The following is a 25,316-nucleotide window of genomic DNA, read 5'->3' as shown; positions in this document are numbered from 1 at the left end:
GCTGGCAAGTGCCACTTTCGCAGCAATTTCAAAGTGTTCACTTCGGTTTATACTGTGAGCTTGTTTCCCTCATTCATTTAAACGCGTAGGCTACTGTGTTTGCCTTCGTTAAATCGCATTTAGGATCTCCCATGATCAAGAAATCCCATCGCTTTATTACGGCAGCCTTGCTCTTGTTTTCAGCTCAATGGGCAGCGGCGCAAAATACCGCAAGCACGACCAAAGAAGATCCATATCAATGGTTGGAAGACGTGCTTGGCGAGAAATCTTTGACATGGGTAAAGGCTCGCAATGCAGAAACACGGGCCAAACTGGATACCGATGCTGGCTTTACTAAACTACGTTCAGATCTTGAACTGATCATGAGTTCGAAAGAGCGTATCCCTGGTATAGAGAAGATGGGTAAATTCGTTTACAACTTTTGGACAGATGGCGAGCATCAACGCGGTATTTGGCGTCGCACGACCTTGGCCGATTACCGCCAAGCACAGCCGAAATGGGATGTTGTCATCGATGTCGATGCCATCGCCAAAGCAGAAAACGAGAATTGGGTATTCAAAGGCATCCAGTGTCGTCAACCTGAATATGATCGCTGTCTCATTAGTTTGTCACGGGGCGGCGCAGATGCAGTCGTAGTGCGTGAATATGATTTACAAAAACGTCGTTTTGTAAAAAATGGTTTCACCCTACCTGAAGCCAAATCTGAGGTCAGCTGGCGCGATAAAAATACTTTGTTCGTAGCGACCGATTTTGGTGAAGGCAGTATGACCGATTCTGGTTATCCACGCATCGTCAAAGAGTGGCAACGCGGTACGCCTTTGAATGCAGCAAGAACGGTTTTTGAAGGCAAGAAAGATGATGTTTCTGTCAGTGCAGCGAGTGTGCAGCATGCAGGCATTAAACGTGAACTCGTGGTGCGCGGCATCAGCTTTTACAATACCGAAAGTTTCTTAATTCAAGGTAGTCGCCTGCAGAAGCTCGATGTACCAGAACAAGCGAGTCTAGAATTTTTCGGCAATCAAATGATCTTGACGCTGAATCAAGCGTGGAATGTTGGCGCCAAATCGTTTGCCCCTGGTTGTGTCTTGGCGATTGATTTCGATGCTTTCTTGAAGGGTAATCGCGTTTTCACTGTCTTGTTTTACCCGACCGAGAATATTTCATTTTCCGAGCTGAAAATGACTAAGAATTACCTCTTATTACAGCTTTTAAATGATGTCAAAAGTAGCTTAGTGGAATTGCGTTTTGATAAAGGCCAATGGATAGCGCGCAACGTGAAGCTGCCGACGATGGGAGCGCTTGGTGTGCGAGCCTTGGATAGCGATAATTCAGACGACTATTTCTTACGTTACTCCGACTATTTAACCCCAGGGGTTTTGCAGTTAGTAAAGGCTGGCAGCGATCAACGCGAAGTGCTTAAATCATCTCCATCCTTTTTTGAGGCGAAGGATTATGTGACCGTTCAGTATTTCGCGACTTCGAAAGATGGAACACGTGTGCCTTACTTTATGGTGCACCAGAAAAACATGAAGCTCGACGGCAGCAACCCCACTTTGCTATACGGTTACGGCGGCTTTCAAGATGCTTTAACCCCTGCGTATTCAGGTGGCATCGGAAAAGCGTGGTTGGAAAGAGGCGGCGTCTATGTGGTGGCCAATATTCGCGGTGGCGGTGAGTACGGCCCCCGCTGGCATCAAGCTGCGTTGAAAGAAAATCGTCAACGTGCATACGACGACTTTGCTGCCGTCGCTGAGGATCTGATCGCAAAGAAAATTACAAGCACGCCACATTTGGGCGCAATGGGAGGGAGCAATGGTGGACTGTTAGCAGGCGTCGCTTTGACCCAACGCCCTGATCTGTTTGGCGCTGTGGTGAGCCAGGTACCTTTGCTCGACATGCAGCGTTTCAACAAATTGTTGGCAGGTGCATCGTGGATGGGCGAATACGGCAACCCTGATGTTCCCGCCGAATGGGATTACATTCAAAAGTATTCTCCCTATCACAACGTCAAAGCGGAAGTGAAATACCCACCTGTGCTCTTTATTACTTCAACCCGAGACGATCGCGTCCATCCTGGTCATGCACGCAAGATGGCAGCGAAGATGTTGGAACTAGGGCATCAACAGGTTTGGTATTACGAGAATACGGAAGGTGGCCACGGCGGTGCAGCCAATATCACGCAAGCGGCTGATATGAGCGCAATTACCTATACTTTTTTATGGAATAGTTTGAGAGCCGCCAAATAAGCTCAGGCTTTGGTCGTCGAAGTGTTTCAGGTCCTACCAAGCCGACATCGAATGAGCCCTATTGAATATTAACGAAAGACCGGATGTCCCTCTATCAACTCCTCGCCCAATTTATTCGACAGCACTGGCGGCATTATCTTGCTGCTGGTGTGATGTTGTTTTTAGTGGCTAGTTTGACGGTTCTGATTCCTCGCAAAATAGGCTTCATCATCGACCAAATGGTGAAGCAGCACCTCGCTGGTGAAGCTTTGATCTGGGAGTTGGCCACGGTGGCGATGATGGGGGTTGCAATTTATTTTCTACGTGTGGGCTGGCGCCTACAATTGTTCGCGGCATCCTATCGTTTGGGCGCGCAGTTACGCTTGCGTTTGTACCAACGCTTGAGCGCGCAAGGTCCCGCATTTTTTCAGATGCAGCGAACCGGAGATTTAATGGCACTCGGTACCAATGATGCCGATGCGATTGAGTTGGCGGCTGGCGAAGCAGCACTTGCTGGTTTTGATGGCGTGATGACTTTCGTGCTGGTAATTAGCATGATGACCTTGGGCGTTGATTGGCGTTTGGCACTCGCGAGTTTATTGCCGTTTCCGTTTATGGCATGGTCCTTTAAATGGATCACACAAAAAATTCATGATGCCTCTAAAGATTCTTTAGAGCGCTTTAGCAAGCTCAATGACCACGTACAAGAAACTCTGTCAGGCGTGCGTACTTTGCGGGTCTTGGGCTTAGAGCAAAAGAGTGCTGGGCAGTTTGCACAGCTTGCTGAAGACGCCGCGGAAGCCAGTTTGCGCTCTCAGCGTTGGGAAGCCGCTTACGAACCCGCTGTGGGGCTGACCTTGACCGCCGCTGGCGCTTTAACTTTGGGTGTCGGTGGTTATTTAGTGTGGCAGCAGGAACTGAGCATCGGTAACCTTACTGCATTTAGCATGTATCTCGGCCAACTGATTTGGCCTATGTTTGCCGCGGGATGGGTGTTGTCACTGTTAGAGCGCGGTAAGGCGGCATGGGCTCGCTTGCGCCCCGTCTTGGAAGCAGACTTAGTGATTCAAGATCATGGCAGCTTGCTCGAACCACCAACAGGCGATCTCGCTTTGAAGGATGTGAGCTTTTCCTATCCCGGGCAAACGGGCATGGCCTTGAAGCACTTGAGTTTTGAGTTAAAGCAAGGACAAACGCTCGGTATTGTCGGACCCACTGGAGCAGGTAAGTCAACCATTGCTCGCTTGTTGCTGCGTCAGTACGAGACCGCCGCCGGACAAGTGGTGTGGGGCGATCATTTGATACAAAGTTATCGTTTGCACGCTTTGCGAGAAGCAGTCAATTGGGTGGCGCAAGAACCTTTCCTGTTTTCGGCGACGATTGCTGAAAACATCGCCTTGTCCAAACCGGATGCGAGCGAGGCCGAGATCCGCGAAGCGGCCAGATTGGCTTCGATTGATGAAGATATTATGCGATTCCCCCAAGGCTATCAAACACCAGTGGGTGAGCGTGGTATTACTTTATCGGGTGGGCAAAAACAAAGGGTCGCTATTGCCCGCGCCTTATTGACCAGCAGCCGACTGTTATTGCTGGACGACGCTTTATCTGCGGTGGATACCGACACCGAAACTCAAATCCTGCGACATCTCTCGCACTTACGCAGTACCCAGGATGAACGCAGTGCCATCATCATTAGTCATCGTTTGAGTGCAGTTGCAGAAGCTGATCACATCTTGGTACTACGTGAAGGTATTTTGATTGAACAAGGCAATCACGAGCAACTATTGGCGCTCGATGGTTGGTATGCCAGTCAGTGGAAATATCAGCAGTTGGAGGCGGATTTGAATGCAGCCTAATCAAGACTATCTTAATGATCTCAAAAAGAAAAACAGCGTGCAAGAAACCCGCTCGGAAAAGCAATTGGCAACACAACTCTTGATGCGGGCAGCACAGCCGGAACGCAAACATGTGATGCTTGGTATCGTGTATCTGTTGATCGCTTCTTTGCTCGAGGCGGTCGGGCCGTTTCTGGGTAAAGCCTTCATCGATCATTATCTGCTGCCACGCAACAATGACATCATGATGATGTCGGGTCTACTCGTTCTGTTTGTGCTAACAGGATGGTGGGCGACGTGGTTGCGTTATCTACAGCTGACGCGTTTAGCCGGCGTGGCGATGCGCTCGGTTCGGCGTTTGCGAGAGCAGGTCTATGAGCATGTTCTACGCTTGCCGATGGCGTTTTTTGATAAAGCGATCACAGGACAATTGGTGAGCCGAGTCACGAATGACACTGAGGCCGTCAAGAATCTGTATGTGCAAGTGCTGTTTGTCATGCTCGATAGTTCTATCGTGGTCTTGGGGGCATTATTAGCGATGGCGTGGCTCGATTGGCGTTTGATGTTGATTGTCTTGCTTTTGATTCCTGCGGTCGTGGTGATCGTATGGTTCTATCAGCGTTGGAGTGCGCCTGCAGTGAGCAAGGCGCGTCAAATGCGTAGCGACATCAATGCGCAAGTGGCAGAGAGTATCAGTGGCATGGCAGCGCTGCAGGCTTGTAATGCTGAAGTCGCTTTCGGCCAGCGTTTTGAACGTACGAATCAGCAGCATTATGGCGCACGTCTGGAAGAGTTACGCGCCAATGCATGGCTACTGCGGCCAGCACTTGATTTGCTCAATTCTTTGTTGTTGGTGTTGGTTATCTTCGTCTACGGCCAGCGTAGTTTTTCTGGCTTGGAAGTCGGCGTACTTTATGCCTTCGTCAGTTACATCGCTCGTGTAGTGGATCCTTTGATTCAAATCACACTGCAGTTCGGACAGATTCAGCAAGCGGTCGTTTCGGCTGCGCGTGTGAATCACCTATTGCAAGAAGCGACCGCGCCACGCCTAGAAAACAACATTGAAATCAGTAGTGGGGCGCTGAGTGTGGAACAAGTTGTATTCGCCTATGACAGCGGTAAACCTGTTCTGCATGGTATCGATTTGCAAGTCCCTGCGGGTGCTTTTTATGGCATTGTTGGTCATACGGGGAGTGGTAAATCAACCTTGTTGAGTCTCTTGTTGCGCTTCTACAGCGCGCAAAGCGGATGCGTACAAATCGATGGACATGATCTCGCTAGCTTGGGGGATATGCAGTTTAGAGCCAGCGTTGGTTTAGTGCCGCAGGAGCCATTCCTATTGGCGGCCAGTGCACGGGAAAACATTGCGATGGGGCGTGAGCTCAGCGAAGAGGCCATCGTCGCTGCAGCAAAAGCCGCTCACGCTCACGACTTTATTTTGCAGTTGGAACATGGTTACTTAACGCCCTTGGGCGAGGGCGGTGCCAAGCTTTCTACAGGTCAGAAGCAATTGATCGCGATTGCTAGAGCGCTCGCTGGACAACCGAAAATTCTTTTCTTGGATGAAGCGACCTCGCATATCGACAGCGAAACCGAACAAATCGTGCAACAAGCCTTAACTGAATTGCGCGGCAAAGTGACGATCGTGGCGATTGCACACCGCTTGTCAACGATACGCGACGCTGACCAAATTGTAGTGTTGAATCATGGACGTCTAGCGGAAAGTGGAAGCCATGCCGAGTTGATGACGATAGAAAATGGCCTCTATCAAAAGCTCTACCTTTTGCAAACACTGGAAGAGTAGTTTAGAAGTAGATCGGGCAACTCATTACACGACGTTCTGGGCCTCGCACATCATAGGTTCGTCCAGGTTGTGGAGCGACTACACAAAATTCGCCACGCGGTGTTTTGACACGAGTCATACGTGAGCCATCTGGGAGCATTTCTTCTTTGGTCTGAACATCTTTAGCGGGCGCTGCTGCAAGCACGTCTTGGGCAAACTTCTCTATCTTACTTAAATCCTTTTTTGTACTGAGCCAACGCTTAACTGGCAACTCAGATTCGACCTGTTTCCATGCTTTTCCTACTTCTTGACGATAGCGTTCGCCGCGGCTGGTGTTTGGTGTAGCATCGTTTCTCGGCTGCGTTATTGCGAACGGATCCAAGGCTGGGTCGATTGTGTTCTCGCTCTTAGGTTTGTCGTTTTGCGGTATGTTTGGTTCAGATGACTGAGGCTGACTCGGCTTTACAGTGTTTTGTGCCATTGTTTGTTTGGTCGAAGCAGTACGTTCCTGGGGCTTTTCTTTAACTGATACATCAGTTTTCGGTTTTGATTTTGCGGGTATTAGGCTGAGGAATAGTGCGGAGCTATTTTGTCTAACAGCATGAAAGCCGTCTGCAAGAAAGACCGTATAAAGAACCAGGATATGCAGGCTTAAGATGACAAGTAGCGCAAAGATTCTCCTGAGCGTCACATCGCTCAAATCGAATTGCTGTGTTTGATGCAGGGTTCCTGAGTTCATATATAGTTTTCTTGGCTGCCGTTTTCGGTTTTCCTAATTGCGAGGACAAAATACTCGTCGAACTTCTGCTTGTGCGAGATAAGAGCGACCGGGGTCAGGCGCTTTATAACAAATTCCATTGATTTTGGTAATGCGAGAACCATCGTCTAGGGTATAACTTTCTTCTTGTGGACCACGTACAACTCCTGCCTTTTCAATTTTATTCGCTAAAGCATCCCATTTATCTCGATAAGGCTGATTTTGCTTTTCCCAGTATTCTCTGACTAATTGATTCGGTGGTTTCGCTGCTTGTTCTTTGCGCTCTTCTTGCGCCCACTCGCGCTCTAAGTTTTGGGTAAGGGCTTTGACATCGCGATTAATCATATGGTTCTCTGATTTAGCACTCACCTCAGGTTGTGCGGTCGTTGGTGGTTGGTCTTTAGTTGAAACCATAGTGGTTGATTTTGACGCCGTTACCGACATTGGCTTGGCGACTTCGTGTTTTTTGTCCGTTGGCGCTGTTGATGAGTTAGTCGCCCTAACAAATGGTGCTATTCGTATTGGTCTTGTTAAGTCGTTGAGCGACAGAAATAATAAGTGACTCGTTCTAATATTTCGCTGCAAGGGGCGCAATGCTGTGTCGTGCAGCATAACCCAGATGAATACTAGATGCAGGCTCCCCACCACCGTCAGCAAGATCGATCGATTGAAGCTTGGTTTAGGGTAATTAAAATACATGAAGGGTGGCCGCAATCAACGAAACCTAACAGCATAGGTAAGCCCGCGGGAGTGACCAACAATGAATCCGATCGCAGCAAAACACGCACTGCGAAGTACTAACATACGGTACTTGATCAATAAAGGCCTTGCTTAGTTCATACAGGGGTTTACACTAGGCGTTTTTGATATAGCGCCTTAAGGCCCGAACTTTATGATGAAATGGTTATTTGCCGGACTTGCCGGAATATTGGCATTGATACTCGGTTTGTTAGCTTACGTTTATCTGATCTTAGTGCCAGACTTGCCGCCGATTACCGCAGTCACCGATTACAAACCTAAGATACCTTTGCGCATCTATACCGCTGACAACACCTTGATTGGTGAGTTCGGCGAAGAACATCGTGACTTCGTGCCGATCAAAGACATTCCCGATACCATGAAGAAGGCGATCTTAGCGGTTGAAGACGCCCGTTTCTACGAACACCATGGTGTCGATTATATTGGTATGGCGCGTGCTGTTGTCTCCACCGCAACTGGTGCGCCACAAGGTGGCGGCACGATTACGATGCAGGTCGCACGTAATTTTTTCTTGACCAGAGAACGTACGGTATCGCGCAAGCTGCGTGAAATTTTATTGGCACGTCGTATTGAAGATGCCTTGAGCAAGGATCAGATTCTTGAGTTGTATATGAATCAGATTTATCTTGGACAACGTACGCATGGTTTTTCGAGTGCGGCTCGAATTTATTTCAATAAGTCGATGAAAGAGTTGAGTATTGCGGAAGCGGCAATGTTGGCGGGTATTCCAAAGAATCCTGCGCGTCACAATCCTGCCGTTAATTTTGATCGTGCGAAAGAACGTCAGTTAGTCGTGCTGAAGAGCATGGAACGCCATAAATACATTACAGAATCACAGTACGAGGTGGCAAGCAAAGAGCGTTTACATGTGACCAAGGTGCCAAGTTTTGAATCACACGCGGCTTATGTGGCCGAGATGGTGCGTCAGAGTATTTACGCTCAATTTAAAGAAGACACTTACACGGCGGGTATCAAAGTAATTACGACCATTGATCGTGATGAGCAGGAAGCGGCTTACGAATCTTTACGTCGCAATGTCCTTACCTATGATCAACGTCATGGATATCGTGGCCCCGAAGCTTTTATTGATTTACCGAGTGATGCTAGCCAGCGTGATGATGCGATTGATGAATTTTTACAAAAGTTTCCTGCTAGCGAAGGCTTGATTTCCGGCGTCGTCACGGAAGTTACGTCCAAGCTGATCAAAGCAGACCTTGCCACTGGTGAGTCGATTCAAATTACTGGCGAGGGTCTGCGTTTGGCCAACGCTGCTTTGCAATCTAAAGCCAATCGCGATTTGAAGATTCGCCCCGGTGCACTGATTCGTGTGATGCAAGACGCGAAAGGCAATTGGTCCGTGACGCAATCGCCAGAGGTGGATGCAGCCTATGTCTCATTAAACGCGCAAACAGGTGCTTATCGTGCGATGGTCGGCGGATTCGATTTCAATCGTAAAAAGTTTAATCACGTGACAAGCGCATGGCGTCAACCGGGCTCGTCGATTAAACCATTTATCTATTCAGCCGCTTTAGAAAAAGGATTTTACCCTTCAACACTCATCAATGATGTTCAGTTATCGAGTACCACAGAAGAAGACTTGAAATGGGACCCACGTAACGATGATGGTAAGTATGATGGACCTATAGAAATGCAAAGGGCGCTCGCAGTGTCAAAGAACGTTGTATCGGTGCGTATTTTAAAAAATATTGGCGCTGGTTATGGCCGTGATTATTTGCCGCGTTTTGGCTTTGATCAGAATAAGCACCCAATTAATCTGACCTTGGCTCTAGGCACAGGTTCCGTCACGCCTTTGCAATTAGCAGGTGCCTATGCGGTGTTTGCCAATGGAGGTTATCAAGTCAAACCATGGTTGATCGATAAAGTCATTGACGCAAAAGGCACTGTTCTTTTTCAAGCGAATGTTGCTGCTACTCCTCCAGAAGACCAACGCGTTATCGATGCACGTAATGCTTTTGTGACCGATAGCATGTTGCGTGAAGTGGTGCGCAGCGGCACTGGCGCCTCTGCCACGCAAAAGTTAGCACGTCGTGACCTGGCAGGCAAAACGGGAACCACCAGCGATGCAGTCGATGGTTGGTTTGCCGGTTATGCAGGCAATATCGTCGCTGTATCTTGGATGGGATATGATGAGCCGAAATCCTTAGGGGGACGCGAATTTGGCGCCACCGTCGCTTTGCCAATTTGGATCGACGCAATGCGACACGCTTTGGCGGGTAAGCCGGAATTTATTCGAGCAGTGCCTCAAAACGTGATTAATGTAGACGGCAAATGGATGTACATCGAGTATCAGAATGGTGGTGGAGTGACTACACTCGATATGACAGAACCACCACCACCTCCAACCGATCCTCAGACATAATTCGGAATGACAGTCTAAAAAAAAGCCCGCAAATCATTGCGGGCTAAATCCACACCCTTGGAGGAGTAGTCAGATGAGCCTGCATCATAACGAGCATTTATGACGAGAGAATGACGAACCAAAGGATTCAGGTTTTGAATCAATCGCTCTTTATTTCTATTGTTGAGTTTGTAAGTGACGAACTTATAACATTCGAATAGACTGGCAGTTTTTTTGATTGGTCTCTATGTCTGATTTCAAGAAACTCTACGATGCGAGCAATGCAATTGAAGCCCATATGCTGCGTGATCTATTGGAACAACACAATATTCCAGTATTCTTTGAGGGCGAACACTTACAGGGCGGTGTCGGCGATTTACCAGCTACAGGATTCGTACGTTTGGTTGTCGAAGAGGAACACTACCACGCGGCCGCAAATTTTATTGCTGAATGGGACGCAAAACAGGCCGATGAAGTCAAAACAGTATCTACATCAGTCCAACGATTTGGTGGGTTGCCAATGTTTTTCATGGGATTTGGGCTGGGACTTGTGTTGATGTACGCCTATTTCTTCGTCCCACGTTACTCACAAGGTGGTGGTGATGAAGGACAATGGACCTATGGTTTGTCCGGCAATCCAATTCATAGTGCATTCGATCGAAATCAAGATGGGAAAATAGATCTCAAGCAAACCTATGATGCGAGAGGTTTTATTGAAAAGAGTGAAAGTGACGATGACTTTGATGGTGTCTTCGAAACGATAACCCACTATCGTTCGAATAACGCAACGATCACTGAAGTTGATAGTGATCGTGACGGTTTTCATGACTTTAGGTACATTTTCAAGGACGGTGTCGTGCATTCGACTGAGCAGATCTATCCGACGACGGGTTTGTCACGCAAGACATGCTATTTTGCGCTCACCCATATGAACTATTGCGAACTAGATTTTGATCTCGATGGCAAGATGGATACTCGAGTCGAATATGACGAACTAGGTGAAGAGAAAAAACGGCAGAAGCTTTGATTTGAGGCAGATTAATTCTTTATGTCAGATCCTTCTTGTGTGCGTTTTTCGTTGTCTGCACTAGGCTTGATGGGTTCATTTTTTTGCACTCCTTGGTCGTTTTCACTGACTCTGACATCATCCATATAACGTTCCAATAAATCAAAAAAACGCCCGTAAAGCTTCGCGTCAGAAATCGTTTCGCTCGCAACTTTTACTAATGAATCATTGGTTTCGCCAAATGGTAGTGATATTGAACCTATGCCACCGACACCAAGGCTGGCGCTCGTACTACTTTTCTTTAATGCATATTGGTCACGTACAGCATTCGCAAAAATGGTGGCAGTATTACTACCTTTGCTGTTGGCGGCGCAGACCACAGTGAATTCGATTTCAACATGGGTTTCGTGATTGGCTTGAAATTTGCGACGACCTCGAATGGTGCTCGAGTTGGCATCACTGATGATGTAGCCTTGACTAAGTAAGGCACGGCGCGCAGCTTCACATCCTTCAATGCCGGTGCCAGGAACGCTATACGTGAACATATCAGCATTGCCAAATTCTTCTTTGTGCAAACTCACAGGTTTGGTCGAAGTGCAGGCTGATAGTGTTAAGCTCAGGCCAAGAATCGCCAATTGAAATGAAGATGGTTTCATAGAAGAGTAATTAGTGCAGTACGCTTGATTTTAACATCAGTGAAAGACTATAAATGCTTGTCTTTAGCTGAACATCATGGCCAGCGGAATGGAAGCCGACTCTGAATCGAACGTTGCAAACGAGGGTTTGGTTGACTGTCTGCGAAAGAACACAGACAGTTCCAAATTAGTACGATGCGAAATGGAGATTATTTACGAGTGCGTAGGCGTTGCGCTGCTTCACGGACCATCGTTTCGGTCGTATCCCAATCAACACAAGCATCGGTTACTGAACAACCATAGACCAATTGCGTCAAATCTTCTGGGATCTTCTGATTACCTGCGACAATATTCGATTCAATCATGACACCAACTAAGGCCTGGTTGCCATTTAGAATTTGATTGACGACGTCAGCCATCACCAAAGGTTGGAGCTCTGGTTTTTTGAAACTGTTGGCATGTGAGCAGTCGACCACGATATTGGCCGGTAACTTTGCTTTCTTCATCGCTTGTTCAGCCATGGCAACTGAGACGGTGTCGTAGTTCGGACGCCCATCGCCACCGCGTAAAACGACATGTCCATATTGATTGCCGCTCGTACGTACAATAGACACTCGACCTTGACCATTGAGACCGAGGAAAGAGTGTGGGTGTGAGGCCGACAAAATAGCATTGATAGCGATGCTGATATCACCATCGGTGCCGTTTTTAAAACCAACGGGCGTTGACAGACCTGATGACATCTCACGGTGCGTTTGTGATTCTGTCGTACGCGCACCAATCGCTGTCCATGCGATGAGGTCGCCGAGATATTGTGGTGAGATTGGGTCTAAAGCTTCAGTTGCGGTGGGCAAACCAAGTTCGCATACATCGAGCAAGAATTGACGTGCTTTTTCCATGCCCACATCAACCTGGAAAGAATCGTCCATGAAAGGATCATTGATATAGCCTTTCCACCCGGTCGTGGTACGAGGTTTTTCGAAATAGACACGCATCACTAAAAGCATCGTGTCCTTAACTTCTTCCTGCAGAGCTTTTAGGCGACGGGCATAGTCAAGACCCGCCACCGGATCATGAATTGAGCATGGACCGACCACGACAAAAATTCGCTCATCCTTTCGATCCAGAATGTTTTTCAATGCCTGACGTCCGGCATCGACTACGTCAGCTGCATGTTCTGAAATCGGCAATCGTGCATGCAATTCCTCAGGCGTAGGCATCGCAGCGAATGAGGTGATATTAATATTTTCTAAGTCTTGGCTATTCATGATCAGGGTAAGAAGGAAAAGGGTTGCCTTATTATAGATGATGCATTGCACAAATGCTGTGCTCAAATAGTCAACGAAGATGACGAAAATGCACGAATATTGTGATTTGGCTGGTCATCTTCGCTTCTACAGATAGGCAATCACCAAAATAGACTTGATTTCCCTGATTGCTCCACGCTTTCAAGAAGGGCTTTGGCCTTGAAAATAGAGTGGATCAGTGATTTGGAGTGAAAGAGATGAGAGAATCGAATCGAGTATCGAGCCGAAATGTGGGAGCGCAGGTATTGGACCCTCGAACATTGCGAGGTATTCCAGGGCACATATATATTTTACGTAACTCCGCTTTGAAGCAAGGATTACTGCATATTGGCATGTCTCGCCGCGGTGGTTGGGCTAAGGCTCTGGAGTTGAACCGTGATAAGAGTAATTTGATTCCTGGTAGCTATGAGTGTGTGTTCGAAGCTAGGGCACAAGATAGTGGCGCCGCACTTGAAGCCTTGTGGCCTATTTTGCAGCACACACGTCAAGGTAATGGACTGCTCGATTTTTTTGAGATTGATGAGACGAGCGCTGCGCACCTGGTTCAACGATGTATTGATGAAGCTGACCAGCGTTTTCGCCGAAATTTCGGAAGTGATATCGAGAATCGAGCATATCGCGATTATGCACATGAGTATTCAGTCAATGAGACCAAAACGCAGATCAATCCGCTCACTTCCGATGTACCCATACGTGAAAGTATTTTCAAGAAGGCGTTTTCATGGATAAGTTAGAACGGCGCCAATATGAGGCCATAGTGCTGACTTCAGATGTCAATATTCGATACACACCAAGTCAAACAGATACTTGAGGTGTTGACTGACTAGATGAACGAAAAGCCAGTCAACACTTATACCTAGCGTTCTACCATCACTTCTTCGACTTTAAAAAAAATCCTTCCTTTCTTGCTCTGGCAGTGCCCTTTGTAAAGTGTGTTGCTGTTGGGGCGGTACTCTATTTCCATTCCATCTGGTTTGTCTTGACATGCAGCGTGTGCTTCCACAGGTACTTTGATTTTAGGCGGGGCCGGCGGTGCAGGCGGTGGTGGCAAGTCAAAGTTAGGCTCTGCAGGACTTGATGGAGGCGCCGGTGGAGGAGGCGCGATCGGTGGTGCAGGTAGATCAGGAAGATTGACTTCCGCCGGTGCCAGCGGTTTAGGTGGTGGAGGCGGAAGCGGTGGCTTCGGTGGCGGAGGAAGATTTGATTTCGCTTGCATTGATGCTGTAGGCGCAAGTGGTGCCAATGGTTGGGAAGTCCCTTTTTCAGACTGCTTTGCCGGGACTGCCGTTGCGATTTGACAGCAGAGCCCTGTGGCGATCAACAAGAGAAGTGTTGAGGTGCGCATGATGTTCCTTTCTTATGATTGAATATTTTTCTCGCTAATTTTTCATCTGGATTAGCATCGATATTTCAGTGCCATGGTGATGGGCGCTTGACTGTCGCAAGTGGCAGTGGCGCGAGGGGGTAGCATTATCATTTTATTTCTCCTTAATGAGCATATCGCACCTAAATCTATGTGACGACCTTGATATGGTGCTACCTGATTGTGGAGAAAGTATGGAGTCGATACGCTTTATGCGTATTAGCACTCACGTTCTTTTAAGACGAGATCGAAGCGATAGCCGAGACCATAAATAGAGTGGATAGCAGGCGTGTTAGGAAGAACAGCATCTATTTTTTTTCTCAAATTCTTAATGTGACTATCGATCGCTCTATCCGTGACATCTATATTGTTTTGATCTAGTTTATTCAACAGTTGAGATCGAGAGAATACTTGACCTGGGGATTTTAGGAACGTGAGGAGTAATAGGTATTCGCTGCGTGTAAGATCCAGTGCTTGCCCCGCAATTTGTATGCATTGCGTATCTTGATTCCATGAATAAACTGGACTTGAGTTCTTCGAGGTATTGTTGTTGGCTGGTTGGCAGCGGCGAAGTATGGTGTTAATGCGAGCAATCAACTCTTTTGGACTAAAGGGTTTGCACATATAGTCATCTGCGCCAGCTTCTAGACCTAGCAAACGATCAATTTCCTCAACTTTAGCCGTGAGTATGAGAATTGGCAGCTCTGAGAAACGACGTACTTCTCGACAAAGGCTAAGTCCATCAAGACCTGGTAACATGAGATCGAGGACAAGGAAATCAGGGAGGTCGCGTCGTATGATCTCAAGCGCCTCTATACCATCACTAACCGAAGAGGCATGAAACCCATGATGATGTAGATAGTCGAAAATCAATGCCGCTAAATCGGCTTCGTCCTCAACAATGAGAACTCGTTTTGGCGCTGCTTTGTTCATACGAGTTCATCCTTGGTTTGAGATTTCGTTTTTTTCGGTAGTGTGATTTTAATCGCGAGTCCCCCAAGAAGGGACGTGGAAAATAGGATGTGTCCGCCATGGGCTTCGATCACGCGAGCACATAAGGAAAGACCTAGGCCACTCCCGCCATGCTGTCTGCTACGGGCTGAATCTGGTCGATAAAACCGTTGTCCAAGTTTAGTCATTTGCTGTACATCGAGTCCGGGGGCGCTATCGTCGAGCGTAATATAGGCGAATTCGTGATCCTGATGAAGCTTGAGTTCGATGCGCCCGCCCTCTGCCGTATAGCGTACAGAGTTCTCAAGAAGATTGATGAAAACTTGGTTCAATCGTTGTGCATCGACCTTTGCCAAAACTAGCTCAGGCGTCTCATACTTGAATTCAAAATGCAGATGGGCACGCTTGAATTTCTCGTCAAAACTATGACTGAGATCGTCAAGCATCGCTTTGATATCGACTTCATCCAGTTGCAGTTGATTTGACGTTGTATCGAGTTGAGTTAGCTCGTAAAGATCGTTAATGAGCTTATCGAGCGATAAAATTTGTCTTAGTAGTAAACTTAGATTCTCTGGGCTCGGTGTTCTTATACCATCTTGAAACGCTTCAATTTGGGCTCGAATGACTGAGATAGGCGTGCGCAATTCATGTGATGTATCGGCAACCCACTGTCGTCTGTCTTCTTCGATTCTCTCGAGCTTTTCTGCTAACAAGTTAAAGTTATCCGTGAGTTCTCCTAGCTCGTCGCTGCGCTTGATCGACAGGCGTGTGTCGAACTTACCTTGCGCGAGAAGTTGTGTTCCATCGCGTAAACGTATCAACGGTCGCTTAAAGTGAATCGCCAAGGCAATTGCTGTAATGGCGCTTAAGGCGATACTGAGCAGTACAAAGCGAATGATATTATCGCGATACGCATTCAGGAATTGCTTGGTCACTTCATCTGGTCTGCTATTGCTACGTTTTACCAAAAGGTATCCGATGAGTTCCCCTTGTGAAAAGAGAGCACGATAATTCTTTTCTGTTGAGTTGCCTTTCAAGCCAGCAAGATAGCCTGATTGACGATCTAACAGAGTCACACGCAAATACAGGTCACCGTTTTTGGCGAGCAGTGCTGGGTCGGTTGCGTAGCTTGGATCTGGGTTAGATGGCTCACTCAAAGGTGTTGGCAGTGGTGGTAATGGCGGCGGAGGTGGTGCTGCTGGTGCTGCCGGTGGCGCTGGTGGCGCAGGTCTTGCCGCATTGGCTACCGGCGCGACGGGAGGAATTGGGGCAATCGCCGATGGCTGGTTTCGATTGGACTTAACTAGCTCCATAGTTGGGGCAGGGATGTTTACTTTTTTTGTGATTCGCTCTTGGTGTAAACGATTGAAAGTCGTGCCGAACCAATATCGACGGTCTTCCTCAGAGTCTGGTAGAAAGGACCAGTCGCCGTACTTCGCATAGGAATCAGTGATGTCGTTCGATACCTCTTCTAGGCGATCCAAATCGATTTTGACCGTATAGTCGGAAAATACATTGAGTACACTGCCGCTGAGTAACAGGAGGGTGATGGCTGCGACAGCAAATGTCGAAGTCAGTAGGGCAAGAAAGAGACGTAAACCGATCGGAAATTTCACAATGGCCCCATGTTGGTGATGTGGGGCGAGTGTAAAGTTTAGTGAGGTACTTGCCAAGTGTTGGAGCTTGGCAGGGTGCATTCGTGGATGTTTTCGCTACAAGGCTGGCGATTTTGGTGGAGTCTCCATATTTTCTCCATAATTGTTGATTAAGCTGCGACTGCCAGCGATCACGTGATTAACAAATTATGGGCGAAAACGATAGTGTTCCTGTGTAAATAGGTCGATTCCACATTGCAGATTTTCTATCCAGTCTAGAAAAGCAGGGATCGCTTCACCAACCATATAACGTCCGTGCTGAGGTACTAGCATTTTGACCTCCATCGTACGCACCATATTGACCCAGAAGCGACATACTTTATTCGAGACCATGTAGCGTTTATGAAAGCCGCTCATGGTGTGTAGTTGATCGTAAAATTCTTCTTTGCTAGAAATAGGTTGGGCGATCGTTTTTGCCTCCACTAAGGAGGCTCCCATGTCACCTGTAAATAGAATCTTAGAGGTGCGATCATAAAATTGGAAATTGCCCTCAGCATGCAAAAAATGGGCGGGAATTGCATACAGTGTGGATGCGCCGAGTTGAACGGGCATTCCCTCATCGGGGATGCCGACGATGCGACCATCTGCGCGATTCAGATTGCAAAAATGAGGAACAAAACGTGACCACAAGCTTGAGACATAGAGCTTGCATTGGGTACTAAACAACCACTTGTCGAGTGCGCCGATGATGTCTGGGTCTTGGTGCGAGGCGAATAAGTATTTTAGATCTTTTTTCTGAAGATACTTTGTCATTGCCAACGTTAGGGGGTTGTATGTGATGTTGCCTGAAGGGTCGATCAGTGTGCCTTCACCATTAGAGACAATCAAAAATTGGTTGGCTTGTACGGCTTCCTCTACGTCATCAGCCACTAAATCATTAAACATGAGGCAAATATGTTTGCCGTCGTTATAAAGTTCTATCGCCACCTTGTCCCCCAATCATTCTGTTTGAACGTCGATTCTAGACGTTTGGGAACAGACTTTTTTGATTTGGATTAAGGATTCGTGTTGCGCCAGCAATTTTTACTGGCGCTCACGAAGCGATGAAGAGGTAATTAGTAGCCGAGTGCGCGTCCGTCAGGGTTTCGTGGATCAGCGTAGACTTCGATATCGCTGCCATTAAATTTGATCGTTTGTGTGCGTCCCATGTTACGTCCAACGGAAGTTTTATGGCCTTTCTGTCCTAAGATTTCTATAGTGTCTGCACTAAAACCTCGCTCTAAACGAATGACATCCGGCTCCCATTGATGATGCATGCGAGGCGCAACGGATGCTTCAGCTGCATTCAGTTTATGGTCAATTGTATTGAGAATAATTTGTAAAGTCGTGGTGATAATGCGACTGCCACCAGGGCTGCCCGTAATCAAGAAAGGTTTGCCATCTTTTAACACAATGGTCGGCGTCATAGAGCTTAGCGGGCGTTTTTTTCCCGCAACAGAGTTTGCTTCCCCGCCAAGCAATCCAAAGGCATTCGGCACACCAGGTTTGATCGAGAAATCATCCATCTCATTGTTGAGGGTAATGCCTGTACCAGTAGCAACGATGCCGCTACCAAAGAGCAAATTCAGTGTGTAGGTGGTGGCGACTAAATTCCCGTGTTCGTCGGCGACCGAATAATGGGTGGTTTGATCACTCTCATAGGGAATTGGTTTACCCGGTTTAATCGTCGAAGAGGGCGTGGCTTTAGTCAGGTCGATTTTCTTGACAAGCTCGTCAGCGTAAGCGCGCGAAGTTAATCCCTTTATTGGTACTTGGACGAAATCAGGATCACCTAAATACTCTGCGCGATCTGCATAGGCAAGTTTCATCACTTCAGCCATCTGATGCACAGTCTGAGCGCTATTCAAACCTTGTGCACCTAATGGGAAGTGCTCCAGCATATTCAACATTTGAATGATGTGTACACCACCGGAGCTAGGCGGTGGCATAGAGATAACATCGTAACCACGATAGCTCCCACGAACGGGCTCGCGCTCTATCGCTTTATAATTTCTCATATCGTCGTCAGTGATTAAACCACCATGCTGCTTCATTTCCGCTACGATCTTCTTCGCGATTTCACCTTCATAAAAGACACTAGGACCTTGTTGTGCAATCAGTCGCAGGGAGCGTGCAAGATCTTTTTGCACTAGCAATTCACCTGCGCGAAGTGGTCGATCTCCTTTGAAAAAGATGGCTCGACTTGATGGCCACTTGCCGAGTTGATTTTGGCTTGCATTCAACAAGGTTTCGAGGTGAGGGCTGACGACAAAACCTTGTTCAGCAATTTTGATTGAAGGTTCGATTACATCCTTGAGCTTCATCGTACCGTATTTGCGAAGCGCTAAATCTAGACCAGCGACGGTGCCAGGCACTCCGACCGCAAGATGGGATGAAGTTGATCCACCTGCAATCACTTTGCCATTCGTATCGAGAAACATATCGCGCTTGGCTAATGCTGGCGCGAGTTCGCGAAAGTCGAGTGCGATGTCTTTTCCACTTTTGGCATCATGAATTAACATAAAGCCACCACCACCGATGTTACCGGCATTAGGCAGCACAACAGCTAGTGCAAATCCAACGGCAACAGCAGCATCGATGGCATTGCCCCCTTTTTTTAATACATCAAGTCCAATTTGGCTGGCAAGTCCATGCTCACTCGAGACGACACCATGTTTGGCATGGGTTGGGGTTAGAATGTCATAACTAGTGTCGTACTGAATTTGCGCCCCTGTACCTTGGGCTAAGCCAAGTTGAGAGGTAAAACTCAGTTGAAGTGCGGTGAGGACGATGACGCTGATTTTTTTCATTGAAAACACGGTGTATTCCTTGATTGATCTGATGCCAATGTTTTGGATCGAATAAATGATTGCTACTGAAGTGGTTCCACCATAGAGCATAGCGCAGATCGAGGTACTGACGCCGGGAAGGTTTGGCTAAATTTACCAATGAGCACGGTTTGTTGTGGGCTTGCGGCTACAGTCTTTATATTGATAAGAAAATGACATAAAAAAACCGCAAGAGCTCATGCTCTTGCGGTTCTTGTGATGCTTAAAAAAGTTCGAGGAACTTAAATTATTTTGCTTCAGCGTCAGCAGAAGTTGCGCCAGCTGGTTTAACAGCGATAGCAACAGTTGCATCATCACCATGTACAACAGCAGAAACGCCTTTTGGCAATTTCAAAGCAGATACGTGGATAGATTGACCAGCTTCCAGTTTGGACAAGTCAACTTCGATGAATTCTGGCAGATCTGCTGGCAAGCATTCTACGTCCAATTCAACAGCAACGTGGCTGATAACAGCGGATGCCAATTTAACTGCTGGGGAAACATCAGCGTTTACGAAGTGCAAAGGCACTTTAACGTGGATTTTCTTGCTTGGATCAACGCGTTGGAAGTCAGCGTGCAATACCAATTGTTTGTACGCGTGCATTTGGAAGTCGCGCAACAAAACTTTTTCAACTTTACCATCAACGTCCATGTCGAGAATGGAAGAGTGGAAAACTTCTTTTTTCAATGCATGGAACAATGCATTGTGATCCAATGCGATGTTCACAGCTGGTTGGTTACCACCGTAGATGATACCTGGTGTTTGACCAGCATGACGCAGGCGGCGGCTCGCTCCGGTGCCCTGTACATTACGTGCAAATGCAACTACTTTCATTTTAATACTCCAAAATAAGCAATTTGAATCGCGTTTTGAGATGCGTTCATTTTGCGTTGACTCTCCCGCGACCAGGAGAGTGAAAAAAGCGCAAATGCATTTGCATCTGCGCCAGAAAACTTAACTTTATTTCGAACTCTGATTTTGTACTTTTTATTTTTATTCAGAGAACAAAGAAATAACTGATTCGCCTTTTGTAATACGGCGGAAAGTCTCTGCCAACAAACTATCGCAAGACAATTGACGAATCTTGCTGCAAGCTTGCGCTGCAGGAGACAAAGGAATCGTATCTGTCACGACCAATTCATCGAGTGGCGAGCTATTGATACGATCAATCGCTGGGCCAGACAACACTGGATGCGTACAATACGCCAATACCTTCTTCGCGCCACGTTCTTTCAATACTTCAGCAGCTTTCGTCAAAGTGCCTGCTGTATCGACCATGTCATCCATGATGACGCAGTTACGGCCTTCAACTTCACCGATAATGTTCATGACTTCCGATACATTCGCTTTTGGACGGCGTTTATCAATAATCGCCAAATCACAGCCCAAACGCTTTGCCAAAGCACGTGCACGAACTACACCACCAACGTCAGGAGACACAACTAATAGATCATCGTAGTTCTTACTGACCAAGTCGCCCAACAAAATTGGTGACGCATAAATATTATCAACAGGGATATCAAAGAAGCCCTGAATTTGATCTGCATGCAGATCCATAATCAAAACACGGCCAACACCTGCTTCTTCCAGCATATTCGCGACCACTTTGGCAGAAATCGCCACACGAGCAGAACGCGGACGGCGGTCTTGACGAGCATAACCAAAGTAAGGAATTGCAGCGGTGATACGACCAGCTGATGCGCGCTTTAAAGCGTCTACCATCAGCATAATTTCCATTAAGTTGTCGTTCGTTGGCGCACAAGTCGATTGCAAAACGAAGACATCTTTGCCACGCACGTTTTCATTGATTTCGACCATTACTTCGCCGTCGGAAAACTTTGAAACGTCAGCTTTACCGAGACGAATGCCGAGTTGCTTCGCAACGCCTGCAGCTAAAGCAGGATTGGCATTACCAGTAAAGACCATCATGTTATCGAGCGCGTGTGCCATGAGATCACCTAAGGGAATAAAAAATCCACTTCAAGAGCGCTTAATCAGAATCAAGATTTGAATTCTTGTTGTAATGATTACTGAAAATGCTGCCGTAAAAACCGAAAAGCCGCCGCATCATTTTGTATGCGGCGGCTTGGAATTAACTGGCAGGGGAAAAAGGATTCGAACCTTTGCATGCCGGAATCAAAATCCGGTGCCTTAACCAGCTTGGCGATTCCCCTACACAACCGTTTATCAATTGCCGCTTCGTTTGATAAATCAGCGAAGCCGCTATTTTATCTTGAATTCAGCAATCAACCAAATTTTAGTTTTGCAACCATGTATTCATGGGATGCTGTTGCAAAGACTTTGCCACCCAAGATTTCCATTGTTTCGGCACTTGCGCACATATTTTTTTTGCGCTGTCTTCGTCATCAAATGAACAGAAGACACAAGAACCAGAACCCGTCATCTTGGCACTCGCTAAACCTGCGCTCAACTCAAATTGACTTAGCCAATCGATAGCGTCTTTGATTTCGCCGTGCAAAGTACAAGCAACTGCTTGCAAATCGTTTTTCCATGTTGCGTTAGTCGCATCAGGAAAGTCCGTTATTCTGACGACTTTCGTATCCCTTGTCAACTCCTTGGCTGAAAATATTGACGGGGTCGGGACGTGAACTCCCGGTTCAATTATGACGAACCACTGTTCTTTGGTTGTAATCGTTTGAATCAGCTCCCCTATACCCTCGACGAAAGCATTGGTTCCACACAGAAAAAAGGGCACATCAGCACCTAATTTCAGTCCTAATGCCATCAATTCTTGACGGCTAAGTTGGCAATTCCATAAGTGATTAAGCGCAAGCAAAGTGGTCGCTGCGTCCGACGACCCACCGCCTAAGCCACCTCCCATGGGCAGTTGCTTTGTAAGTTTGATGTCCGCGCCTAGCTGCGAGCTGGAGTATGTTTGTAATAGCTTTGCGGCGCGAATCACTAAATCTTGCTCGGCTGGTACGCCTTGAACTTCATTGAGTCGTTGGATAACGCCATCGTCTCTGACAGAAAAATCTAGATAGTCGCAGCGATCAATTAATTGAAAAACACTTTGGAGCAAATGATAGCCATCGGTACGGCGACCGACAATGTGTAAAAAAAGATTGAGTTTGGCCGGAGCAGGACAAGCTAGAAGTTGCGTAGGCCGAGTCTGATTTCCTTGCATACTTAGTTCCATTCAAGAATGGCCAAGCGGATCTTTAAATCGCCGACTTCTTCCGTGCGTCGATAAAGATTGATTAGTTTGGGGTGAATTTGTTCACCATCTTCCTGCCAACTCGTAAAATCGAGCTGCCAGCCTTGTGTCATGCTGCGGTGATTGTCACGCGTCGGTACCGCAAAGCGTTGTCCTTGCTGGTTGCGATCAAAACCCTGCAGCCAATCACGAAGGCCGGTGATGGGGAGCGACCAGCCAAGAGACTCAGTCAAGAGTTGTTCTACGTTGCCAGCGTAACGTGTTTCTTGTTTGCTTTGTTCTAGGCTTGCACCTTGCGGGTTCTCTCGTATGATGGCGATGGTTTGCCCCAATGGTGAACTCAAGGTGATGCTCATTTCATTACTGTTCTGTTGCCATTCAAAATTGCCAGTTAAGGTTTCTGTTTTCTCGTTTTGCTGATATTGAATGTTGATTTTGCCTGTCATCACCACTGATTCTTGATAGTTGCGGGTACGAGCCATTTGTTCTGATGTTAATGGCTTCGTAGTGCTGCATGAACTCAAGACTGCCGTCATTGAAATGCCAAGCAAAATTGAAGAAATGATGTGTGAAATAGTCTTCATGTGTTTGTGTTTCATTGATAGATTCAAGAACGACGAGTCGCAGCGGTTCGTTGCCAATTCGTTTGAACCGCTGAGTCTAGCTTCAAGGGAGCTTGATTTCTAGGCGATCTAATGTTGATTTCAGTAGTTCGTTGCTAGGGTCTTTTTTGCGTGCGTCGATCAATAGTAATTTAGCTTCTTCACGTTTTTCCTGCGCCCACAATACTTCTGCCAAATGTATCTCTATTTCTGGGTCGCGTCGCATTTGCAAGCAGCGCCGTAAAATCTCTTCAGCTTGCTGATAGTCTTTCTGTCTAAAGCGCAGCCACGCTAAGCTATCGAGAATATAGGGGTCATTTGGATTTAATTCGACAGCGCGCTTGAGCAGTGTATTCGCCTCATCGAGTTGGGTGTTGCGATCTGCATACGAATATCCTAGCGCATTGTAGGCGAAAGGGTTCTCGGGCGAGACAGCAATCAGCTGTTTAAGGGCTAATTCCATTTCAGGATAACGTTTTAAATTCTCCGCAAGCATAGCGAAGTCATAGAGTAGGTCGGGGCTTTGTGGGAAATCGCTTAAAGCTGCTTGTAAGACGATGAACGCTTCGAGTTGTTGACCAGCTGCTTTCATTACTTGCGTTTCTGTTTGCAGCAGTAAAACTTCTTCGGCTTCCGAATTGGCCTTAACACTTTGTAGGAATTGACGTGCCTCTGTATATCTCTGGTCGCTCGCCATTAATAGTGCTCGACGCATTTGAATATTAAACCAGACTGTGTTTTTGTCATCACCATTTTCAACCTTGGCTAGCCAAGCATCAGCTGCCTTCGTATTTTTTCTTTGAAGTTCAACTTGGGCGAGATTGATGTAGGCTGAATTTTTGTCCTGATCTTCGTCAGCTTCCTTGAGATAACGTTGCAAATACACCTCTGCCTTGTCACTATGGTTGAGTTCTAATTCGATTGAGCCCAAGGTGAAAATGATGCGTGAAGTCGGGAGCTGATTGGTTTCAAAGTCTTTGAGTATCAATTCAAATTCTTGTCTTGCTGCATCTAGTTGCCGACCTTCGACCAGCATGGTGGCCAAGGCTAAACGCACTTCACGTGATTCGGGATTTTTTTTGAGAAAATCAACAACTGCTTGAAAACTTTGCTCTTTGTCCAAGGCCTGCGCCAAGCTCAAAATCGCGAGCTCGGAGCTTGGTTGTAAAGCTAAAGCAATTTTTGCCTCTGCGGCGCTGCGCTCAGCATCGCCGCTAGCAAAAGCACCGCGACTTAGCACAATATGAGTGTCGACAGAGCTACTAGTGCCATTTACAATTTTTTCTAAAGTACCAAAGGCTGTTTTCTTGTCTTGCATGCGTGCGAGTAGCCGCTGTGCTTGATGTAGTAGGGGCGGAATCTCCGACTTGCTTGCGGTTTTTAGTTGAAGATTAAAGTGCTTCTCTATTTCATTAAAGTCAGCTTTCACCACCATTAGACTGAGGTAGTATTGGCTCGCTTCAAATGAATCTGGACTGATATCGCGCCAGAGTTTTACTGCCGCTAATGCTTCATTAATTTGCTGCGCGCCCATAGCAACTTCAGCGGCTTTCTTAGCGATTCGCGGATCTCGAGTCTCTTGCGCAACACCCAGAAGAGTAACGAAAGCACTTCCCCATTCGCCGCGTTGTATCGCAATGTCAGAGCTTAATAGTTTAAACAATAATTCCTTACTTAACGCATGCTCAGGAATCGTCTCTTGGCTTGATTGATTGGTGGCGCTCTTGTTTTTGAGAGGTTTGACATTGACTGGCGGTGAAGGTTCTTGTGCTTGTGCAGTCCCTGAAGCTAGGCTGCTTGCCATCCCAAAGAGAATCGAAAAAACAGTGCTGGTCAGTGCGCTGAAGGCGAATTTATGACCGGTAATCGGAGCGTGGACATCTTCCTTGCTTGGAATGGGTACAATACACAATTTGCGACGCCGCTGTGTTTGCTCCATGGACTGCCAGAAGTTTTGAAGTTGAGTTTGACGATTTGCTTGTCGATTGAGCTGAAAATATTTCAAAAGTTTTCCTTTGCTTGACGAAAATGTAACCCGCCTGTAACTCGATTTTACGCGCAAATTGGATTAAGCGGAGCCATTTGCAGGCTAA

20 protein-coding genes and 1 tRNA gene are annotated in these 25,316 nt (G+C 47.0%); 7 read left to right on the top strand and 14 right to left on the bottom strand.

What is annotated here, in order from left to right:
* The first annotated feature begins 131 nt into the window (after nucleotides 1-131).
* The 3 genes from H8K36_RS06585 to H8K36_RS06575 all read left to right on the top strand — a co-directional run bounded on the left by H8K36_RS06585 (nucleotide 132) and on the right by H8K36_RS06575 (nucleotide 5,864).
* The gene (locus H8K36_RS06585) at nucleotides 132-2,246 is read left to right on the top strand and encodes a prolyl oligopeptidase family serine peptidase (protein ID WP_186914515.1); all 2,115 of its coding nucleotides are present in this window, start codon (nucleotides 132-134) and stop codon (nucleotides 2,244-2,246) included.
* 83 nt (nucleotides 2,247-2,329) lie between these two features.
* Nucleotides 2,330-4,081 (top strand): ABC transporter ATP-binding protein, encoded by a 1,752-nt coding sequence (locus H8K36_RS06580; RefSeq protein ID WP_186914516.1) that lies wholly within the window; start codon nucleotides 2,330-2,332, stop codon nucleotides 4,079-4,081.
* Entirely contained in the window at nucleotides 4,071-5,864 is a 1,794-nt protein-coding gene (locus H8K36_RS06575) for an ABC transporter ATP-binding protein (RefSeq protein WP_186914517.1), read from the top strand. Before H8K36_RS06580 ends, H8K36_RS06575 begins: the two co-directional genes overlap by 11 nt.
* A 1-nt stretch (nucleotide 5,865) precedes the next feature.
* Here the strand turns inward: H8K36_RS06575 and H8K36_RS06570 are convergent, their stop codons facing one another.
* Nucleotides 5,866-6,582 carry a hypothetical protein gene (locus H8K36_RS06570; protein ID WP_186914518.1) on the bottom strand — a complete coding sequence of 239 codons (717 nt, stop codon included), beginning with the start codon at nucleotides 6,580-6,582 and terminating at the stop codon, nucleotides 5,866-5,868.
* 33 nt (nucleotides 6,583-6,615) lie between these two features.
* Nucleotides 6,616-7,014 carry a hypothetical protein gene (locus H8K36_RS06565; RefSeq protein ID WP_186914519.1) on the bottom strand — a complete coding sequence of 133 codons (399 nt, stop codon included), beginning with the start codon at nucleotides 7,012-7,014 and terminating at the stop codon, nucleotides 6,616-6,618.
* 478 nt (nucleotides 7,015-7,492) lie between these two features.
* On the opposite strand from H8K36_RS06565, the gene H8K36_RS06560 reads away from it, so the two are divergent.
* Together H8K36_RS06560 and H8K36_RS06555 are read left to right on the top strand one after the other, a co-directional pair.
* Nucleotides 7,493-9,739 (top strand): penicillin-binding protein 1A, encoded by a 2,247-nt coding sequence (locus H8K36_RS06560; protein ID WP_186914520.1) that lies wholly within the window; start codon nucleotides 7,493-7,495, stop codon nucleotides 9,737-9,739.
* A 226-nt stretch (nucleotides 9,740-9,965) separates the two neighbouring features.
* On the top strand, nucleotides 9,966-10,745 hold the full coding sequence (locus tag H8K36_RS06555) for a putative signal transducing protein (protein ID WP_186914521.1): 780 nt from the start codon (nucleotides 9,966-9,968) through the stop codon (nucleotides 10,743-10,745).
* A gap of 11 nt (nucleotides 10,746-10,756) precedes the next feature.
* On the opposite strand, the gene H8K36_RS06550 is transcribed toward H8K36_RS06555, so the two are convergent.
* Both H8K36_RS06550 and H8K36_RS06545 read right to left on the bottom strand, forming a co-directional pair.
* Complete coding sequence (locus H8K36_RS06550; protein ID WP_186914522.1) at nucleotides 10,757-11,380, bottom strand: DUF2242 domain-containing protein; 624 nt, start codon at nucleotides 11,378-11,380, stop codon at nucleotides 10,757-10,759.
* 188 nt (nucleotides 11,381-11,568) lie between these two features.
* On the bottom strand, nucleotides 11,569-12,627 hold the full coding sequence (locus tag H8K36_RS06545) for a 3-deoxy-7-phosphoheptulonate synthase (protein WP_186914523.1): 1,059 nt from the start codon (nucleotides 12,625-12,627) through the stop codon (nucleotides 11,569-11,571).
* A gap of 236 nt (nucleotides 12,628-12,863) precedes the next feature.
* On the opposite strand from H8K36_RS06545, the gene H8K36_RS06540 reads away from it, so the two are divergent.
* Both H8K36_RS06540 and H8K36_RS06535 read left to right on the top strand, forming a co-directional pair.
* On the top strand, nucleotides 12,864-13,400 hold the full coding sequence (locus tag H8K36_RS06540) for a hypothetical protein (protein WP_186914524.1): 537 nt from the start codon (nucleotides 12,864-12,866) through the stop codon (nucleotides 13,398-13,400).
* Nucleotides 13,401-13,676: 276 nt separating this feature from the next.
* Nucleotides 13,677-13,964, top strand: a complete 288-nt coding sequence (locus H8K36_RS06535) for a hypothetical protein (protein WP_186914525.1) — start codon at nucleotides 13,677-13,679, stop codon at nucleotides 13,962-13,964.
* A 284-nt stretch (nucleotides 13,965-14,248) separates the two neighbouring features.
* Here H8K36_RS06535 and H8K36_RS06530 read toward each other — a convergent pair whose 3' ends face one another.
* The 10 genes from H8K36_RS06530 to H8K36_RS06485 all read right to left on the bottom strand — a co-directional run bounded on the left by H8K36_RS06530 (nucleotide 14,249) and on the right by H8K36_RS06485 (nucleotide 25,228).
* Nucleotides 14,249-14,962 carry a response regulator gene (locus tag H8K36_RS06530; protein ID WP_186914526.1) on the bottom strand — a complete coding sequence of 238 codons (714 nt, stop codon included), beginning with the start codon at nucleotides 14,960-14,962 and terminating at the stop codon, nucleotides 14,249-14,251.
* Nucleotides 14,959-16,596: an ATP-binding protein gene (locus H8K36_RS06525; RefSeq protein WP_186914527.1), complete on the bottom strand. Its 1,638-nt coding sequence runs from the start codon at nucleotides 16,594-16,596 to the stop codon at nucleotides 14,959-14,961. Before H8K36_RS06525 ends, H8K36_RS06530 begins: the two co-directional genes overlap by 4 nt.
* A gap of 186 nt (nucleotides 16,597-16,782) precedes the next feature.
* Nucleotides 16,783-17,562 carry an oxygen-binding di-iron domain-containing protein gene (locus tag H8K36_RS06520; RefSeq protein WP_329604203.1) on the bottom strand — a complete coding sequence of 260 codons (780 nt, stop codon included), beginning with the start codon at nucleotides 17,560-17,562 and terminating at the stop codon, nucleotides 16,783-16,785.
* Between the two features lie 128 nt (nucleotides 17,563-17,690).
* Nucleotides 17,691-19,424, bottom strand: coding sequence for a gamma-glutamyltransferase (gene ggt, locus H8K36_RS06515; protein ID WP_186915695.1), 1,734 nt, complete (start codon nucleotides 19,422-19,424; stop codon nucleotides 17,691-17,693).
* Between the two features lie 265 nt (nucleotides 19,425-19,689).
* A complete protein-coding gene (locus tag H8K36_RS06510; RefSeq protein ID WP_186914528.1) occupies nucleotides 19,690-20,277 on the bottom strand; it encodes a 50S ribosomal protein L25/general stress protein Ctc in 588 nt (195 codons plus the stop codon).
* Nucleotides 20,278-20,436: 159 nt separating this feature from the next.
* Nucleotides 20,437-21,393: a ribose-phosphate pyrophosphokinase gene (locus H8K36_RS06505; protein ID WP_186914529.1), complete on the bottom strand. Its 957-nt coding sequence runs from the start codon at nucleotides 21,391-21,393 to the stop codon at nucleotides 20,437-20,439.
* 147 nt (nucleotides 21,394-21,540) lie between these two features.
* Nucleotides 21,541-21,617: transfer RNA gene (locus H8K36_RS06500), tRNA-Gln, on the bottom strand.
* A gap of 83 nt (nucleotides 21,618-21,700) precedes the next feature.
* Nucleotides 21,701-22,591: a 4-(cytidine 5'-diphospho)-2-C-methyl-D-erythritol kinase gene (ispE, locus tag H8K36_RS06495; RefSeq protein ID WP_186914530.1), complete on the bottom strand. Its 891-nt coding sequence runs from the start codon at nucleotides 22,589-22,591 to the stop codon at nucleotides 21,701-21,703.
* 2 nt (nucleotides 22,592-22,593) lie between these two features.
* Nucleotides 22,594-23,205 (bottom strand): lipoprotein insertase outer membrane protein LolB, encoded by a 612-nt coding sequence (gene lolB / locus H8K36_RS06490; RefSeq protein ID WP_186914531.1) that lies wholly within the window; start codon nucleotides 23,203-23,205, stop codon nucleotides 22,594-22,596.
* Between the two features lie 82 nt (nucleotides 23,206-23,287).
* The gene (locus tag H8K36_RS06485; protein ID WP_186914532.1) at nucleotides 23,288-25,228 is read right to left on the bottom strand and encodes a tetratricopeptide repeat protein; all 1,941 of its coding nucleotides are present in this window, start codon (nucleotides 25,226-25,228) and stop codon (nucleotides 23,288-23,290) included.
* Nucleotides 25,229-25,316 lie beyond the last annotated feature (88 nt).

Origin of the sequence: Affinundibacterium nitidum (assembly GCF_014284155.1) — a bacterium.
In the GTDB taxonomy this organism is placed as follows: domain Bacteria; phylum Pseudomonadota; class Gammaproteobacteria; order Burkholderiales; family Burkholderiaceae_D; genus Undibacterium; species Undibacterium nitidum.
This window is presented reverse-complemented; position numbering and strand designations above follow the sequence as displayed.

Excerpts from the sequence above, each read along its gene's own strand:
- H8K36_RS06585 (WP_186914515.1), top strand. The coding sequence starts at position 132 with ATGATCAAGAAATCCCATCGCTTTATTACGGCAGCCTTGCTCTTGTTT.
- H8K36_RS06580 (WP_186914516.1), top strand. The coding sequence starts at position 2,330 with ATGTCCCTCTATCAACTCCTCGCCCAATTTATTCGACAGCACTGGCGG.
- H8K36_RS06575 (WP_186914517.1), top strand. The coding sequence starts at position 4,071 with ATGCAGCCTAATCAAGACTATCTTAATGATCTCAAAAAGAAAAACAGC.
- H8K36_RS06570 (WP_186914518.1), bottom strand. The coding sequence starts at position 6,582 with ATGAACTCAGGAACCCTGCATCAAACACAGCAATTCGATTTGAGCGAT.
- H8K36_RS06565 (WP_186914519.1), bottom strand. The coding sequence starts at position 7,014 with ATGGTTTCAACTAAAGACCAACCACCAACGACCGCACAACCTGAGGTG.
- H8K36_RS06560 (WP_186914520.1), top strand. The coding sequence starts at position 7,493 with ATGATGAAATGGTTATTTGCCGGACTTGCCGGAATATTGGCATTGATA.
- H8K36_RS06555 (WP_186914521.1), top strand. The coding sequence starts at position 9,966 with ATGTCTGATTTCAAGAAACTCTACGATGCGAGCAATGCAATTGAAGCC.
- H8K36_RS06550 (WP_186914522.1), bottom strand. The coding sequence starts at position 11,380 with ATGAAACCATCTTCATTTCAATTGGCGATTCTTGGCCTGAGCTTAACA.
- H8K36_RS06545 (WP_186914523.1), bottom strand. The coding sequence starts at position 12,627 with ATGAATAGCCAAGACTTAGAAAATATTAATATCACCTCATTCGCTGCG.
- H8K36_RS06540 (WP_186914524.1), top strand. The coding sequence starts at position 12,864 with ATGAGAGAATCGAATCGAGTATCGAGCCGAAATGTGGGAGCGCAGGTA.
- H8K36_RS06530 (WP_186914526.1), bottom strand. The coding sequence starts at position 14,962 with ATGAACAAAGCAGCGCCAAAACGAGTTCTCATTGTTGAGGACGAAGCC.
- ggt (WP_186915695.1), bottom strand. The coding sequence starts at position 19,424 with ATGAAAAAAATCAGCGTCATCGTCCTCACCGCACTTCAACTGAGTTTT.
- H8K36_RS06510 (WP_186914528.1), bottom strand. The coding sequence starts at position 20,277 with ATGAAAGTAGTTGCATTTGCACGTAATGTACAGGGCACCGGAGCGAGC.
- H8K36_RS06505 (WP_186914529.1), bottom strand. The coding sequence starts at position 21,393 with ATGGCACACGCGCTCGATAACATGATGGTCTTTACTGGTAATGCCAAT.
- ispE (WP_186914530.1), bottom strand. The coding sequence starts at position 22,591 with ATGCAAGGAAATCAGACTCGGCCTACGCAACTTCTAGCTTGTCCTGCT.
- lolB (WP_186914531.1), bottom strand. The coding sequence starts at position 23,205 with ATGAAGACTATTTCACACATCATTTCTTCAATTTTGCTTGGCATTTCA.